The sequence below is a fragment of the Abiotrophia defectiva ATCC 49176 genome (assembly GCF_037041345.1).
Taxonomy (GTDB): Bacteria; Bacillota; Bacilli; order Lactobacillales; family Aerococcaceae; genus Abiotrophia.
On sequence record NZ_CP146287.1, the window covers coordinates 992,795 to 1,009,285 of the forward strand.

The following is a 16,491-nucleotide window of genomic DNA, read 5'->3' on the forward strand; positions in this document are numbered from 1 at the left end:
TGAGGACGGTGCTTGGGTAACCAAGTTTCCTTGCTAGGTGACACGTTCGGAGGAAAAATATTAAACCAAATGGAGGTATAGAAATGTCAGTAATTTCTATGAAGCAATTATTAGAAGCTGGTGTACACTTCGGTCACCAGACTCGTCGTTGGAACCCTAAGATGAAGCGTTACATCTTTACAGAACGTAACGGTATCTACATCATCGACTTACAAAAAACCGTTAAATTAGTTGACGAAGCATACAACTACATGCGTGAAGCAGCAGCTGACGGCGGTGTAGTACTCTTCGTTGGTACTAAGAAACAAGCTCAAAAAGCTGTTGAAGAACACGCAGTACGTTCAGGTCAATACTACATCAACCACCGTTGGCTGGGTGGTCTCTTGACTAACTGGGACACTATCCAAGGCCGTATCCGTCGCTTGAAAGCTATCGAAAAAATGGCTGAAGACGGGACCTTCGAAGTACTTCCTAAGAAAGAAGTTATCGAAATCCGTAAGGAACAAGAGCGTTTAGAGAAATTCTTAGGCGGGATCAAAGACATGCCAAGAATTCCAGATGTTATCTTCATCGTGGACCCACGTAAAGAGCGCATCGCGGTTCAAGAAGCTCAAAAATTAAACATCCCAATCGTTGCTATGGTCGACACTAACTGTGACCCAGATGAAATCGACGTAGTAATCCCATCTAACGATGACGCTATCCGCGCTATCAGCTTAATCGCTGGTGCTATGGCTGACGCTGTTATCGAAAGCAACCAAGGGGTTGTAGAAGCTGTCGCTGAAGAATCAACTGACAAAGCCTTCTTCGACAACTTGTTTGAATCAAACGAAGGCCAAGAAGCCTAAGCGTTACTTAACTTAGTATAAGCATGAACTGTCTTAATTCAGGAGGATAACCATAGGCTCAAGGCTAGGGACCTGTGTTGAGACAGTTTTTTATAAGACCTGAGGAGGAAACATACAAAATGGCAAACATTACTGCAAAATTAGTAAAAGAATTACGCGACATGACTGGCGTCGGTATGATGGACGCTAAAAAAGCTTTAGTTGAAGTTGAAGGCGACATCGACAAAGCGGTAGACTTTTTGCGTGAAAAAGGTTTAGCTAAAGCTGCTAAAAAAGCTGACCGTATCGCAGCTGAAGGGGTTACTGCTACTTATGTAGACGGCAACACTGCTGCCTTAATCGAATTGAACTCTGAAACTGACTTCGTTGCTAAGAACGACAAGTTCCAAGCTTTAGTAGCAACTGTTGTTAAAGCTATTGCTGAAGCAAAACCAGCTACTATGGAAGAAGCTTTAGCTGTTAAAGTTGGCGACAAGACAATCGAAGAATTAATCTTAGAGGGTACAACCGTTATCGGTGAAAAGCTTTCTCTTCGTCGTTTCGAAGTATTGTCTAAAGCTGATGGCGATGCTTTCGGTGAATACCTCCACATGGGTGGCCGTATTGGTGTCTTAACTGTTATCGAAGGTTCTGACGATTCTGTGGCTGCTAAAGACGTTGCCATGCACGTTGCAGCGATCAACCCACGTTACGTAAGCCGTGAAGATGTATCTGAAGAAGACTACAAACACGAAGAAAAGATCCAAACCGAAATCGCCCTCAACGAAGGCAAACCAGCTAACATCGTTGAGAAAATGATTAAAGGTCGTATGAACAAATACTTAGCTGAAATCAGCTTAACTGAACAAGCATTCGTTAAGAATCCTGACCAAACAGTAGCTGAATTCGTAGCTTCTAAGGGCGGCAAAGTGAAAACTTTTGTCCGTTATGAAGTCGGCGAAGGTATGGAAAAACGTCAAGATAACTTTGCAGACGAAGTGGCTGCCCAAATGGGTAAATAAGCTCGTCTAATTGACTAAGCCCCAAGTGATTGGGGCTTTTTCTGAAAAACGGACTCTTCAGGCAAATCAAGGTAAGGAGTAAGGAAAATGGTAGAACCGAAATACAAACGTGTCGTCTTGAAATTAAGCGGCGAAGCCATGGCTGGACAATCTGGCTTTGGTATTGATCCAGCAACCATCAAAGAAATGGTCAAGGAAATTAAAGAAGTTCACGCCCTAGGCGTAGAAATCGCTATTATTGTCGGTGGTGGCAATATTTGGCGAGGGATTACAGGGGCTGAGATGGGCATGGAACGGGCGCAAGCTGACTACATGGGCATGTTAGCGACTGTTATGAACTCCTTAGCCCTACAAGATGTTCTGGAGAACAATGGCGTGCCAACTCGGGTTCAAACCTCAATCGATATGCGCCAAATTGCGGAACCATTTATCCGTCGTCGTGCTATCCGCCACTTAGAAAAGGGCCGCGTGGTTATCTTTGCAGCAGGTACCGGGAACCCTTACTTCTCAACTGATACTCTAGCCGCTTTGCGCGCTGCGGAAGTGAACGCAGACGTTATCTTGATGGCTAAGAACAATGTGGATGGTGTCTACGATGCTGATCCACGCCAGGATGCCAATGCAACTAAGTTCGACAACTTGTCCCACTTAGATGTTATTGCTAAGGGTCTAAAGGTTATGGACTCTACCGCTAGCTCGCTCAGCATGGATAACGATATTCCATTGGTTGTCTTCAACTTGAATGAACCTGGTAACATTCGTCGGGTAGTTTTGGGTGAATCCATCGGGACGGTCGTTGGCGGCAAATAATGATTTTTAAGAGCGTCTCCTAGTCTCTGGGGCGCTCTTTTTGGATAAAATAGGCTATACTCAAGCTTGATTAAATATGCTATAATAAGTTAGTACAAAATATGCAGGAGGCTGTCTCAATGACTACTGAATTAATCAAAGATACTAAGCAACGTATGCAAAAGACCGTTGACGCCTACCAACGCGAGTTAGGTTCTATTCGGGCTGGGCGTGCTAATGCCAGCATTTTAGACCGTATTAGTGTTGAATACTATGGCGTACCAACTCCACTTAACCAATTAGCATCCATCACCATTCCAGAGGCGCGTATGCTCTTGATTACCCCTTATGACAAAGGAACCCTAGGGGATATCGAGAAAGCGATCTTAATGAGTGATGTGGGCATTACGCCATCTAACGATGGGTCTGTGGTGCGTTTGGTCATTCCGGCCTTGACTCAAGAGCGTCGTCAAGAATTGGCTAAAACCGTTGGTAAGGAACAAGAAGGGGCTAAGGTCCGTGTTCGTAACATCCGTCGTGATGCCATTGACCATGCTAAGAAGGCAGAGAAGAACAAGGAAATCACCGAAGATGATTTGAAAGGTCTTGAAAAAGACATTCAAAAGTTAACAGACGACTTCGTCAAAGAAATCGAAAAATTAACGGCTGAAAAAGAAAAAGAAATCTTAGAAAAATAAGACTTTATAGACGTGGATTCTGTTGTATAGCAGGATTTGCGTCTTTTTTTCTTACCTAAAAAGTGCTATAATGAAGTTAGTTAATAAACTTACATAGGAGGGGACTTGTTATGTTAACCTATATTGTAGGTGCCGGCGCAATGGGGTGCCGTTTCGGCTACCAAATGGCTGAAGCTGGCCAAAAAGTCGTCTTGTTTGATGGATGGCAAGACCACATTCAAGCAATCAAAGAAAAAGGCTTAATTATTACTGGCGACCAAGACAAGACAGTAGCCTTGGATATTCGGCCTTTTGGGCAAGATGCGCCAGTCTGTGACCTCATGATTCTCTTCGTCAAAGCCCACCAATTGGAGACAACTTTGAAGGAAACGGCTCACTTACGTGATCAGCACACCAAGGTTTTCTGCCTGCTCAATGGTTTAGGGCATGAAGAAGTCATTAAACGATACGTGGATCCACACAATATTATGATGGGGGTAACCGTTTGGACTGCTGTCCTTCTTGGTCCGGGGCAAGTACGTCTCAAAGATTCCGGGACCATTAATTTCTGTGCGCTTGACCCAAGCGGTAAAGAAGTTGGCCTAGAGGTAGAAGCTTTACTTAACCAAGCTGGGCTTAATGCGACATATGACCAAGAAGTCTTTAAGGCTATTTGGACTAAGGCCTGTGTCAATGGGACCATGAACTCTACTTGTGCCTTAACAGATTGTACCATTGCAGAATTCTTCTCTTCAGAAGAGGGGCGCTTAATCGTTCGTCAACTCATGCACGAGTTCATCACCGTCGCCAAAGCCAAAGGTATTGTCCTAGATGAAGAGAAAATTTACCAGTACCTTATGGACTTATCCGTTAAGTTAGCAGGTCACTATCCATCAATGCACCAAGATCTGGTTCAACAAAAACGCCTAACTGAAATTGACTACATCAATGGGGCTGTTGCACGTATGGGGGCCGATTTAGGCATTGATACACCTTACTGCAAGATGGTGACCGAGTTCATCCATGTTAAGGAGCGTCAAATTGGGGTGCGCGCCTAGTAGCTGAGGCCAAAGGCTTGACACTTAGGCTCTTTGTGGTATAATGTATACAGTCGAAATCAAGTTGGAAAGGAGTGAGCGGTGACGCTTGCTCTTTTTGCATGAGAGAATGAGGTGAACTATGAGTGCAATTTTAGATAAGGTGACACCAGCCATTACTGAGATAGTAGAAGCCAACGGCTGCTACTTGGTTGACATGGAATATGTCAAGGAAGGTAAGTCTTGGTTCCTTCGCATCTATGCGGATAAACCAGGACGGATTGACATTGATGACTGTGCGGCCATCAGTGAGCAAATCAGCGAACATCTGGATAGTATTAAGCCTGATCCATTCCCTGAGGCTTATTTCTTAGAGGTCTCATCACCAGGGGCGGAACGGCCATTGAAAACTGATCAGGCCTTGCGAGAGGCAATAGGTGAGTATGTGCATTTAGACTACTATGCGCCACAACACGGTGCTAAGAGCCATGAAGGGACTTTAGAAGCTGTGACAGATGACAAAGTTACGCTGACTGTCCAAATTAAAACTGTCAAAAAACAACTAGAAATCGAACGCCAAGCCATCGCCAAAGCGCGTCTGGCTATTAAGTTCTAATAGACTACTGGAGGATAGACAATGAGTAAGGAACTTGTTAAAGCAATGCAGGTTTTAGAAGAAGAAAAGGGGATTTCTCGCCAAGTCATTAAGGAAGCCCTGGAATCTGCCTTAGCTCTAGCATATAAGAAAAACTATGACCAAGCCCAAAACGTGGAGGTCCAATTCGATGAGAATAAGGGCACCATTAAGGTCTACTCGGTCAAAGAAGTTGTAGAAACCAACTATGATTCGACCTTAGAAATCAGCCTAGAAGAGGCGCTCAAGATTAACCGCGCTTACGAAATTGGCGACAAAATCAAATTCGAAGTGACACCTAAGGACTTCGGTCGTATTGCGACTCAGACAGCTAAGCACGTCATCATGCAACGTATTCGCGAAGCTGAACGGGAGAATATCTTCGAGGAATTTAGTCAATATGTAGATGAAATCATGACTGGGACAGTAGAACGTCAAGATCACCGCTTTATCTATGTCAATATTGGTCGTGTGGAAGCTATTATGCCACTTGGGGAACAAATCCCTAGCGAACAATTTGAACCTGATCAACGCATTAAGGTTTATGTAGCCAAGGTTGATAAGACAAGCAAGGGCCCACAAATCGTGGTCAGCCGCGCACATAATGATTTCTTGCGCCGCCTATTCGAACAGGAAGTACCAGAAATCTACGATGGTACGGTTGAAGTCATGGCCATCGCTCGTGAAGCAGGTGACCGTGCCAAGGTAGCAGTGCGTTCACGCGACAAGAATATTGACCCTGTTGGGACCTGTGTGGGCCCACGTGGTCAACGTGTTCAAGCTATCGTTAACGAACTCAACGGCGAAAATATGGACATCATCGAATGGAATGAAGATCCAGTTGTCTTCATCCAAAATGCTTTGAGCCCTGCTCAAGTTCTCAAGGTTGATTTCAACGAAGAAGCGCATGCCTGCATCGTGGTAGTACCGGATAACCAATTATCCTTGGCCATCGGTAAACGGGGTCAAAATGCCCGCCTCGCTGCTCGTTTGACGACCTATAAAATTGATATCAAGTCAGAATCTTCTTATGCTGACTACTTAGAAGAGCAAGCGGCTTTAGCCTTAGAAGCTCAAGCTGCAGCTGAAGCTAGTCAAGAGGATTTAGCAGAAGAACTTCCAGCTGAAACACTGGACCAAGCAGTTGAAGTAGAAGATGTAAAGCTTGAAGCTGAACCTGCTGGCGAAGAATAGGGCTGAGCGAAGGAGGGGACCCGATGCAAACGAAGAAACAGCAAGCACCACGTAAGGTGCCAATGCGTAAATGTATTGTATCCCAGACCATGTTCCCTAAGAAGGAACTGGTACGGGTGGTCAAATCCAAAGAAGGACAGATTTCGATTGATCCAAGTGGTCGTCAAAATGGTCGTGGTGCCTATATTGGCCTAGACCGCAATCTGGCCTTGGAAGCCAAGAAGAAACGGACCTTTGACCGTGCTTTCAGTATGAAAGTGGATGACGCCTTCTACGATGAACTCTATGCCTATATTGATCATCAACAGGCGCGTAAAGAATTACTATGACACCAGAACAAAAGAAACTGAACATGTTAGGCCTGGCCAACCGGTCGGGTAACCTGATTAGTGGTGACGAACTCGTCGAGAAAGCCATTAAACGCGGGCGTGTGGCCTTGGTCATCTGTGCCCAAGATGCAAGTGACGCTACCCGTACACGTTATCAGGATTGGTCCCAGCGCTATCATGTTCCACTAGATATGACATTTAACCGAGAACAAATCAGTCACGCTGTAGGAAAGAGTCGTTCAATCGTGGCCATCACCAACCAGGGGATGGCTAAGACCTATCTTTCCTATTAGCCCTACTGACCAATTCTTAGGAATAGGAAGGTGAGACAATGACAGTTAGTCGCGTATATGAATTTGCCAAAGCACATAATATGAGCTCCAAGGCTGTATTAGAATTGGCAAAGAAAAATGGTATTGAATTCAATAGCCATATGTCCTCCATGACCGAGGGACAAACTCAAGAATTGGAACGCTTACTGCGTCAACCAAAGGCTGCGCCGGCAGAGAAAGCTACGCAAAAGCCAAAACAAGACAAGCAAGCGCCTAAGGCTAAGCCTGAAGCCAAGCAAGGTCACAAACAGTCTGAAAACAAAGGCCAAAATCAAGCCCACCAAGGCAACAAGCAAGCTAAGAAGCCACATGTCCAAGAGTCTGCTAAAAAACATGAAGGCCAAGCCAAGGCTAAGCCTGAAGGTAACCGCCATAATGGCCAACAGCCTAACAACCAAAATCAACGTCATAACCAAGCAGACTTTGACTCTAACCGCCGAGGTGGTGGTAGCCGCCGTAAGAACCGTGGTCGTCACAACCGTCAAAATGCTAACGTGACCGAATCCAAGGGGATTACTGCTCGTAAGCATAAGGAATTGCCAGAGAAGTTAGTCTACACGGAAGGTATGAATATCCAAGAGATTGCTAAGCTCTTCCACCGTGACGCTAGTGAAATCATCAAGAAACTCCTCATGTTAGGGGTTATGGCCAACCAAAACCAAGCGCTTTCCAAGGAAGTTATTGAATTAATTGCCATGGAATATGGGGTAGAAGCAGAAGAAAAAGTGGTCATTGATAATGCTGACTTGGAACGTCACTTCGCCCAAGAAGAAATTAAGCCTGAAAACTTAGTCACACGTCCACCAGTTGTCACCATTATGGGGCACGTCGACCATGGTAAGACCACTCTCTTGGACCAATTGCGTAATACCAACGTTTCCGAAGGTGAAGCCGGCGGGATTACCCAGCATATCGGGGCCTACCAAGTTAAGATTAACGACAAGTTAATTACCTTCTTAGATACGCCTGGTCACGAGGCCTTCACCACTATGCGTGCCCGTGGTGCGGATGTTACTGACATCACCATCATCGTGGTAGCAGCGGATGACGGGGTCATGCCTCAAACGGTTGAAGCTATTAACCACGCCAAAGCGGCTGATGTTCCAATCATCGTTGCTATTAACAAGATTGATAAGCCTGGGGCTAATCCTGATCGCGTCATGCAAGAATTAACCGAGCACGGTTTGATTCCAGAAGCATGGGGTGGGGAAACTATCTTCGTGCCAATTTCTGCTAAGTTCAATCAAAACATTGAAGAACTCTTGGAGATGATTCTCTTAGTTTCTGAAGTGGAAGAATTGAAGGCTGATCCTCAACGCTTGGCTATCGGGACCGTTATCGAAGCCCGTTTAGACAAGTCTCAAGGTTCAACGGCAACTCTCTTGGTACAACAAGGGACCCTTCATGTGGGGGATCCAATCGTTGTCGGGAATGCCTACGGTAAAGTCCGGACCATGGTCAACGACGCTGGCCGTCGTATTCGCCAAGCGGGTCCTGCAACGCCAGTTGAAATCACTGGTTTGAATGACGCGCCGCAAGCGGGTGACCTCTTTGTAGTCTTCCCAGACGAAAAATCTGCTCGTGCGGCAGGTGAAGAACGTGCTAAACGTGCTCAGTTGGCTATGCGTGACCTTAAGAAGAAGGTGACCTTGGACAACTTGTTCGAGAGCTTGCAAGAAGGCGAGCTCAAGTCTGTTAATGTCATCATCAAAGGCGACGTACAAGGTTCCGTTGAAGCCTTGTCCGCTAGTCTTCAGAAGATTGATGTTGAAGGCGTCCGTGTGGACATTATCCACCAAGCAGTAGGTGCCATCAACGAAAGTGATATTACCCTGGCTCAAGCTTCAGGTGCCATTGTTATCGGCTTTAACGTGCGTCCTACGCCACAAGCGCGTTCCTTGGCCAACGATAACGAAATCGATATTCGTCTCCACCGCATTATCTACAATGTCATCGAGGAGATCGAAACAGCCATGAAGGGTATGCTAGATCCTGAATACGTGGAAGAAATTACCGGTCAAGTGGTTGTTCGTGAAACTTTCGTCGTTTCTAAGGTTGGGACAATTGCAGGTTCTTATGTCTTGGATGGTTTCATCCAACGTAACAGCAAGGTTCGGATTATTCGTGACAACATTGTCATCTATGAAGGCGAACTAGCTAGTCTCAAACGCTTCAAAGACGATGCCAAAGAAGTTACTAAGGGCTTTGAGTGCGGGATTATGATTGAAAACTATAACGACATTAAAATTGACGACATCATCGAACCATACCGTATGGTTGAAGTCAAACGTAGCTAGGAGGGAGCAAGCCTATGGCAAACTATCGTGTAGGCCGTGTACGCCAAGAAATCATGCGTGAAGTCAACCGCATTTTGCTACGCGAAGCCAAAGATCCGCGTATCGAAGGGGTGACCATTACCGATGTGGATTTAACAGGCGACTTGCAACAGGCGACCATCTTCTACTCAACACTGAGTGATAAAGCTGGTGAGCGTCAGAAGACGGAAGCAGGGCTCAAGGCAGTAACAGGTCTGGTTCGCAGTGAACTGGGCAAGGTTCTCAAGCTCTACAAGACACCTGAAATCCGTTTCGAACGTGACCGTTCTGTAGACTACGGAAATCGCATTGATCAATTACTCAACCAAATTCATCAACAAGATCAAGCAGAATAAGCCAAAGAGACTAGCTTAGCCTAGTCTCTTTTTTGATGGCTCAAAATGTGACTTAGTCAGCACAAGTATGAGGAGGGCGACTTGTTTAACTAGTCTATTTAACCTATAATAAGAGTTAGATATTTTTGCCAAAGAGAAGGTGACATCCGTGAATATTGAAAACCAGATTCAACAGAGTCAAGTTACGCATTTATCTCAGCTTCTTACAGATGCTCTTGAGCGAGCCTTTACTTCCATGACCTCACCCCAGCAGCAAGCCTTATTAGCCAAGCTTAAGAATTTAGCGGATCAAGGGGACTACTCGGCTTATGTGGCAGCTATTCAGCCACTGGCTGAAGAAGATTTAGCGCTAGTAGCCCGTTACTTCTCGGCCTTGCCATTCCTGATTAACATCGCAGAAGACGTGGAGTTAGCTAGTCAGATTAAAATGAAACGTTGTCGTCACACTGATTTAGAAGGGGAGTTGCCGGCTACATTGGCTGCCATCAAGCAAGCAGGCAAGGGACAAGTGCTTGAACGTCCCATGACCATTGAGCCAGTCTTAACGGCTCACCCAACTCAGGTTCAACGTAAGTCCATGTTAGATCTCATGGATAAGCTTTATGGCCTTTTAAGGGATTATCGTAACACGAGACCGGAATTTTTAGACAGACAAGCTTGGCAACACGAGCTTGAAGCCGTCATTGAAATTATCTTAGGCACAGATTTGATTCGCGAGCAGAAGCTACAAGTCGCAAACGAAATCGCCAATGTTATGACTTATTATCAGAAATCTCTGATTGAAAGTATTACAGATATTACCCTTAATTATCGCCAAGCCCTAGATTCAATGGAGATAGAGTCACAGCAAGCCCTGCCCATTACCATGGGCATGTGGATTGGTGGGGATCGAGATGGCAACCCTTATGTGACTGCGGAAACCTTACGCCTGACTGCCCACATTCAATCACAAGTCATTTTAGACTATTACTTAAGTAGCCTGGATCAGCTTTATCGCCGCTATTCTTTCTCCAGTGATTTGGTGTCTGTGACCCCAGAATTGGCTGCTTTAGCAGAAGTTTCTGGAGATTACTCTATTTTCCGCCAGAAGGAGCCCTATCGTAAGGCCTTAAACACCATTAAGAATCGCCTTTGCGCTAGCAAATCCTTAATTTTAGGGGAGGATTCTCAGCCTCAAGTCCAAGCCTATCCAGATGCCGAGACCTTCAAGGCTGACTTAAACATTGTCCTTGCTGCACTTAAGGCTGATGGTAAGGAGTCACACACTTTAGCTCCTCTAGAATCCTTAATTGTTTGTGCAGAAATATTTGGTTTCCATTTAGCCAGTATCGACCTAAGACAAGACTCCAGTATCAATGAGGCTTGTGTGGCTGAATTATTGGCACAATCCAAGGTTGAGGAAAATTATAGTCAGCTAGATGAAGCAAGCAAAATCCAGTGCCTCTTACACCAGTTAACCCAAGAACCTCGTCGCTTATCGAGCGCCTTAAATCAACCATCTGATATTCTGAATCGTGAGATGGCTATTTATCAAGCCGTCGCTGACCTACAAAATCGTTTGGGCCATCGCATCATCAAACGCCATATTATTTCTCATACTACTTCTGTTTCTGACTTGTTAGAGTTGGCTTTGCTCTTCAAGGAAGTAGGCTTAATCGGCCCTGACTGGGCACATGTCCAACTAGTGCCACTCTTCGAGACCATTGAAGACTTAGAAGAAGCCCTAGAGGTCATGACTACTTACTTGCGCCTACCTCTTGTTCAGAAATGGCTAGCAAGTCAAGATTGGTGTCAGGAAATTATGCTAGGCTATTCGGATTCCAACAAGGATGGGGGATACCTTGCTTCTGGCTGGGCTCTCTATCTAGCACAGAATAAATTAACCCGTTTAGGTAGGGAAGAGGGCATTACCATTAGCTTCTTCCACGGTCGTGGGGGAACCGTCGGACGTGGCGGTGGTCCAAGTTATGAGGCCATTATGTCTCAACCTATTGGGACTATTAACCGTTTGATGCGGGTGACAGAGCAGGGTGAAGTCATTGGGACCAAGTATGGTAATCCCGACACAGCCTATTATCAATTGGAAAACATGTTAGTGGCCTCCTTGTCTCACGTCTTGTTAGCCCATGAAGTGCAAGACAGCAAACCTTATGAAGCAGTTATGAATCGCTTGGTTGATTGGAGCTATCAAGCCTATCGCCAATTAGTCTTTGCAACTCCTGGCTTCTCCGATTTCTTCTTCCAAGCAACGCCAATTAAGGAAGTTAGCCAGCTTAATATTGGATCTCGTCCTGCCTCACGTAAGAAGGTGACCGATATTGATGGTCTGCGGGCTATACCTTGGGTCTTCTCTTGGTCACAGAGTCGCATGATGTTCCCAGGTTGGTATGGTGTAGGAACCGCCTTCCAACGTTTTATTGAAGAAGACCCTAGTCATCTAGCTTTATTACAAGAAATGTATGCAGAATGGCCATTCTTCCGGGCTTTACTATCTAATGTAGACATGGTCTTGGCTAAGTCTGATATGGAAGTGGCGCGTTACTATAGCCAACTAGTTGAGGATCCTGAGGGACAAGCTATTTTCCAAACCCTAGAGACAGAGTGGCAACGCACCAAGGATCTCCTCTTACAAATAGAAGGGGAAGTGCAACTATTGGCACAAAATAATTACCTGCGTGATTCCTTAGCCATGCGTCTACCTTACTTCAATGCCCTTAATTACTTACAGGTGGAACTGATTAGACGGTCTCGTCAAGAACCGCTCAGTCCTTTGGCTAGCAAGATTTTGCACATTACCATTAATGGGATTGCAACTGGCTTGCGTAACTCTGGTTGATGACACTTCTGAAGCCCTTATCTAAGCCCTTTGTTAGTCTTTTGGCCTTAAATCTGATATAATAAATCGTTATGAAATTTAAAGGAGCGTCGCACACTATGTATCACGGAATCTTGGTAATCAATAAACCAGTTGGCATGACCAGTCACGATGTTGTCTTTAAATTACGCAAAATCCTCAGAACCAAACGCATTGGTCACACCGGTACTTTGGATCCTAACGTGGCGGGTGTCTTAGTCTGTTGTATTGGCCAAGCGACGAAGTTAGTAGAAGACCTCATGGACGGCCAAAAGGGTTACCGGGGTGAAATCACCTTGGGATTTTCTACCGAGACGGAGGATGCCGATGGGGCGCCTGTCGAACATAAGCGACTTAAAGAGCCAGTGTCTGATGCCGCAATTGATGCCGCCATGGCGACTTTTCTAGGAGAGATTGTTCAGATTCCGCCTTATTACTCAGCCGTTAAAGTAGGCGGCAAGCGTCTCTATGAATATGCGCGTGCAGGTCAGCAAGTGGAACGTCCACGCCGAATAGCTCGGATTGACCGCTTTGAACGACTAGGGGCTAGTGAATTCGACCCACATGAAGGCCTACAACGCTGGTCTTTTGATGTCCAATGTGGCAAGGGAACCTATGTTAGAACCCTAGCAGTTGATTTAGGAGCTAAGCTAGGCTATCCAAGTCACATGTCTCATCTGGTCCGTTATATGACGGGGGGCTATAGCTTGTCTCAGGCCCATAGCCTAGAAGAAGTAGCCCAAGCGGCAGATCAAGGGCGAGTTAGCCATATCCTAGTCCCACTGGATCAAGCAATCAACTTCTGCCCACACTACCACTTGCAAGATTCAGAGTGGACCATAGTCAAGAATGGGCAGGTTGTGCCAAGCACTGCTTTCAACCTAGCTCTCAAAGAGGCTACCGCTTGCTACTACCAAGGCAAAGTTCGTGCCATTTACGGGCCGCATCCAAGCAAACCTGGTATGGTCAAGCCCTTGAAGATGTTTACCTATGAAGAGGAGTCACGATAGACAACATGGAAATTATTCGTATACACCATCCAAATCTTCCGCAACTTAAGGGGCCTATTGTCTTGGTTTTAGGATTCTTCGATGGCGTGCATCGGGGGCATCAGGCTGTCATTCAAGCTGGTCGCCGCGAAGCCGACCGTTTAGGCCTGCCTTTGGCGGTCATGACCTTCAACCAACATCCTAAAATCGTATACAGTCGGCTGACAGCAGCTGAGATGGATTACCTATCAGACTTAGACCGTAAGATGGAATTACTTGAAGCCAATCAGGTGGATATGGTCTTCTTAGTCGATTTTACCTATCCCTTTGGCTCCCAATCTCCTCAAGCTTTTGTTGAAAAATACATTGTCGGCCTTAAGGCTCAGGTAGTGGTAGCGGGTTTTGACTATACTTATGGTCCAAAAGAAGAAGCCAACATGTCCACCTTACCGCAACACGCAGCTGATCGCTTCCATATTATTGAAGTGCCTGAACTTGTGCTTAATCAAGAAAAAATCGGCTCGACACCCATTCGGGAACTCTTGCGAGAAGGAAAAATCGATGAGGCCAATTTGGCTCTAGGCTATGTCTATGAGACCAGCGGTGTGGTCGTTCATGGTGAGAAGCGAGGACGAACCATCGGCTTCCCAACGGCTAATATTCGTCCCAAAGCTGGCCAAGTCCAACCAGGGCCGGGCATCTATGTAGTCGAGATTCAAGTTAACGGCATTTGGCATCAAGGCATGGCTTCGATTGGCTATAATGTGACCTTTGAGACGGATACAGGTCTGACCTGTGAAGTGCATATTTTTAACTTCAACCAACTCATTTATGGTGAAACTGTCAAGGTTCGTTGGCACCACTATCTACGTGGCGAAGTTAAGTTTGAATCAGTGCAAGGCCTTATTCAACAACTGCAGACTGACCAAGCAGCCTCACAAGCTTACTTTCAGCAAATTAAGAAGGAGGGTTAGCATGCAAGCCAAGGCCGCCTATATACATATTCCTTTCTGCAAGAAAATTTGCCATTATTGTGCCTTTAATAAGTTTTTCTATGATGGCCAACCAGTCGGGGATTACCTGGCCGCCTTGGACCAGGAAATGGCTGCCTATGGCCTCGATCAGACGCAGCCCCTGGACACCCTCTATATTGGGGGCGGGACCCCAAGTTGCTTGTCTTTGTCTGAGTTAGACTATTTGCTAGCCTCTATTCACCGGCGCTTGCCACTAACGGACAAGACCGAATTTTCTTTTGAGATTAACCCAGGTGAACTTAGCATAGAAAAATGTCGTCTGCTCAAAGACCAAGGAGTCAACCGTATTAGCATGGGAGTCCAGACCTTCAATGACCGACTACTGCGTAAAATTGGACGTAACCATCGGGAAAAGCAAATCTACCAATCCATCGACTGGTTTCGCCAGGTAGGCTTTGAAAATCTCAGTATTGATTTGATTTTTCGTTTGCCAGAACAGACTTTAGCAGACTTCGATGAGAGTTTGACCAAGGCCTTATCTTTGGATTTGCCTCATTATTCCCTTTACTCTCTGATTATTGAGAATCAGACGGTCTTCCAGCAACTCATGCGCCAGGGCAAGTTGCCCCTGCCTAGCGAGGATGTAGATGCTGATATGTTTCAATTGGCCATCGACCGGCTTAAGGAAGCAGGCATTAACCAGTACGAAGTCTCCAACTTCGCCAAACCAGGCTATGAATCGCAACACAATCTAGGTTACTGGCGTTATACGCCTTACTATGGTTTTGGTGCGGGTGCCCATGGTTTCCTAGATGGGACGCGTTATTACAATCACGGGCCCGTTCACCATTATCTTAAACAATTAAGAGCCGGAAATAAGCCCATTATTGACGCCAGTCCCCTGGACTTAGTTGATCAGATGGAAGAATTTCTCTTCTTGGCCTTGCGGACCACGCAAGGGGTCTGCCTGACAGACTTCCAAACACGTTTTGGCCATCGGGCGGAAGTCTTGTTTGCTGATTTCTTCAGACAGCAAGCTGAGCGTGGACTTTTAATAGAAGAAAGTGACCGTATTTATTTAACTACTAGGGGCCTTTTCCTAGCAGATTTAGTCTTTCGGGATTTGATCGGTTGGCTCAAGGAAAGACCGCAAATAATGAATAAGGAGGATTAATTGATGAATCGTAAATTTTTGAAAAATTTCTTTTTAGTGGTTTTAGGGAGTTTAATCTTTGCCTACTCCATTAATTTGTTACTCGTGCCTAACCATATGGGGGAGGGCGGCGTGACCGGGGTCACATTGCTACTCAAGTATACGCTAGGTTGGGATAACGCCATCACTTACTGGATCATCAACGTGGTCCTCTTAATTATTGGTTGGCGTTATCTAGAGCGGGAAACCCTCTATTTGACCATTGTATCGGTTATGTGTATTTCCATCTTTCAGAAGATTCTGCCTTCCACAGGCTTTATCCCTGAAAATTCCATGATTATTCCTCTTATGGCAGGTGCCATGATTGGGGTAGGGCTTGGTTTGGTCTTCCTAGGCGGCGGGACCACTGCTGGGGCTGACATTATCGTGATGATTCTCAATAAATATTTTGGGATTAACACCTCTGCTGGTTTCCTCATGATTGATACGGTCGTTGTACTTTCAACTTCCTTTGTTATCGGCTTAGAGAAGACAGTCTTAACCTTAGCCATGCTGGTTGTCTTTACCCGCATCATGAACTTCATCTTAGAAGGTTTCAACCCTAAGAAGTCCGTTACCATCATCTCTAAAGAATCGGATAAAGTGGCGCAGGCTATTTCTCAACGCATTCAGCGTGGGATTACCATCCTCAAAGGGGAAGGTTACTACACCCGCAATGAGAAAGATGTCCTCTTCATCGTGGTTAGCCGTAACCAGATCCTGGCTCTGCAACGGACGGTGCTTGAGATTGATCCAACTGCCTTTATGATTATCTCCAATGTCCAACAAGTACACGGGGAAGGCTTCTCCTTCTATCTAGATGCTGAGACTGGCCAACAGATTCCTCATCGCTAAAAAGCTTATAAACTCGCGCTTTTAACTAGTGCGAGTTTTTATTCTGAGCGAAATTAGCACTCTAACAAAAAGAGTGCTAAAATTTATGTCCAAAAGGGTTGACAGGGGGTAAAAT

16 protein-coding genes are annotated in these 16,491 nt (G+C 45.6%); all 16 read left to right on the top strand.

From position 1 onward, the window contains the following. Positions 1-83: 83 nt before the first annotated feature. Positions 84-848 (top strand): 30S ribosomal protein S2, encoded by a 765-nt coding sequence (rpsB, locus tag V7R82_RS04655; RefSeq protein WP_035364286.1) that lies wholly within the window; start codon positions 84-86, stop codon positions 846-848. Positions 849-967: 119 nt separating this feature from the next. Then, positions 968-1,849, top strand: a complete 882-nt coding sequence (gene tsf / locus V7R82_RS04660) for a translation elongation factor Ts (RefSeq protein WP_035364288.1) — start codon at positions 968-970, stop codon at positions 1,847-1,849. An 87-nt stretch (positions 1,850-1,936) separates the two neighbouring features. After that, a complete protein-coding gene (gene pyrH, locus V7R82_RS04665; protein ID WP_023392068.1) occupies positions 1,937-2,659 on the top strand; it encodes a UMP kinase in 723 nt (240 codons plus the stop codon). A gap of 155 nt (positions 2,660-2,814) precedes the next feature. Continuing rightward, positions 2,815-3,336 carry a ribosome recycling factor gene (gene frr / locus V7R82_RS04670; protein WP_373690453.1) on the top strand — a complete coding sequence of 174 codons (522 nt, stop codon included), beginning with the start codon at positions 2,815-2,817 and terminating at the stop codon, positions 3,334-3,336. 110 nt (positions 3,337-3,446) lie between these two features. Then, the gene (locus tag V7R82_RS04675) at positions 3,447-4,373 is read left to right on the top strand and encodes a 2-dehydropantoate 2-reductase (protein WP_338543691.1); all 927 of its coding nucleotides are present in this window, start codon (positions 3,447-3,449) and stop codon (positions 4,371-4,373) included. A gap of 121 nt (positions 4,374-4,494) precedes the next feature. After that, on the top strand, positions 4,495-4,968 hold the full coding sequence (rimP, locus tag V7R82_RS04680; protein ID WP_070755622.1) for a ribosome maturation factor RimP: 474 nt from the start codon (positions 4,495-4,497) through the stop codon (positions 4,966-4,968). Positions 4,969-4,989: 21 nt separating this feature from the next. Further along, positions 4,990-6,180, top strand: a complete 1,191-nt coding sequence (gene nusA / locus V7R82_RS04685) for a transcription termination factor NusA (protein WP_291454826.1) — start codon at positions 4,990-4,992, stop codon at positions 6,178-6,180. Between the two features lie 23 nt (positions 6,181-6,203). Continuing rightward, a complete protein-coding gene (rnpM, locus tag V7R82_RS04690; protein WP_070755620.1) occupies positions 6,204-6,509 on the top strand; it encodes an RNase P modulator RnpM in 306 nt (101 codons plus the stop codon). Then, positions 6,506-6,802 (top strand): L7Ae/L30e/S12e/Gadd45 family ribosomal protein, encoded by a 297-nt coding sequence (locus V7R82_RS04695; protein WP_338543695.1) that lies wholly within the window; start codon positions 6,506-6,508, stop codon positions 6,800-6,802. Before rnpM ends, V7R82_RS04695 begins: the two co-directional genes overlap by 4 nt. Positions 6,803-6,840: 38 nt before the next feature. Next, positions 6,841-9,138 carry a translation initiation factor IF-2 gene (gene infB / locus V7R82_RS04700; protein WP_338543697.1) on the top strand — a complete coding sequence of 766 codons (2,298 nt, stop codon included), beginning with the start codon at positions 6,841-6,843 and terminating at the stop codon, positions 9,136-9,138. A 14-nt stretch (positions 9,139-9,152) separates the two neighbouring features. Beyond that, positions 9,153-9,512 carry a 30S ribosome-binding factor RbfA gene (gene rbfA, locus V7R82_RS04705; protein ID WP_314761279.1) on the top strand — a complete coding sequence of 120 codons (360 nt, stop codon included), beginning with the start codon at positions 9,153-9,155 and terminating at the stop codon, positions 9,510-9,512. Positions 9,513-9,651: 139 nt separating this feature from the next. Beyond that, on the top strand, positions 9,652-12,348 hold the full coding sequence (ppc, locus tag V7R82_RS04710) for a phosphoenolpyruvate carboxylase (protein WP_422388390.1): 2,697 nt from the start codon (positions 9,652-9,654) through the stop codon (positions 12,346-12,348). A gap of 98 nt (positions 12,349-12,446) precedes the next feature. Next, a complete protein-coding gene (gene truB / locus V7R82_RS04715; RefSeq protein WP_070755614.1) occupies positions 12,447-13,376 on the top strand; it encodes a tRNA pseudouridine(55) synthase TruB in 930 nt (309 codons plus the stop codon). A gap of 5 nt (positions 13,377-13,381) precedes the next feature. Then, a complete protein-coding gene (gene ribF / locus V7R82_RS04720; protein WP_338543704.1) occupies positions 13,382-14,329 on the top strand; it encodes a riboflavin biosynthesis protein RibF in 948 nt (315 codons plus the stop codon). Position 14,330: 1 nt separating this feature from the next. Next, the gene (hemW, locus tag V7R82_RS04725) at positions 14,331-15,503 is read left to right on the top strand and encodes a radical SAM family heme chaperone HemW (RefSeq protein WP_338543706.1); all 1,173 of its coding nucleotides are present in this window, start codon (positions 14,331-14,333) and stop codon (positions 15,501-15,503) included. Between the two features lie 3 nt (positions 15,504-15,506). Beyond that, positions 15,507-16,376: a YitT family protein gene (locus tag V7R82_RS04730; protein ID WP_338543708.1), complete on the top strand. Its 870-nt coding sequence runs from the start codon at positions 15,507-15,509 to the stop codon at positions 16,374-16,376. Positions 16,377-16,491 lie beyond the last annotated feature (115 nt).